We start from the raw sequence: 514 nt of genomic DNA, 5'->3' as shown, positions 1-514 counted from the left end.
GTCGCCCGCCTGGTCCTGGCTGCGGCGCGCGATGCTCGAGTAGCGCTTCTCGAACGCGAACCCGTAGATCCAGACCGGGATCGAGCACACGACGAAGAGCACGCCGAGGATCGGGTTCCAGTAGACGAGGACGCCGAAGCCGACGACGATCGTCAGCGCGTTGACCACGAGCAGGACGAAGCCGAAGGCGATCCAGCGGCGGATGAGGCTGAGGTCGCTCATCGCCCGCGACAGGAGCTGCCCGCTCTGCCAGCGGTCGTGGAACGAGACGGGGAGGTCCTGCAGGCGGCTGTAGAGCGCCGAGCGCATGCGCGCCTCGATCCGCGTGCTGGGGGTGAGGACCATCCGGCGGCGCAGCGCGATGGCACCGGCCTCGACGACGCCGAGCACGAGGATGACGGCGACCGGGCCGATCAGCGGCCCGAGGTCGCCGGAGCCGGCGGAGGCCGCTCCGTCCCCCAGCGGCCCGTCGACGAGCTGCTGCAGGACGATCGGGATGACCAGCGACACCAGG

General features: G+C 70.8%; 1 protein-coding gene. It reads right to left on the bottom strand.

Annotated features, from left to right (window positions below):
* The coding region (locus C5B93_RS16845) for an ABC transporter transmembrane domain-containing protein (protein WP_146078544.1) at nt 1-514 on the bottom strand (514 nt) is incomplete at both ends.

This window comes from Rathayibacter sp. AY1A2, assembly GCF_002930935.1.
In the GTDB taxonomy this organism is placed as follows: domain Bacteria; phylum Actinomycetota; class Actinomycetes; order Actinomycetales; family Microbacteriaceae; genus Rathayibacter.
The sequence above is the reverse complement of the archived record's forward strand: the minus strand, read 5'-3'. Positions and strand labels throughout refer to the sequence as shown.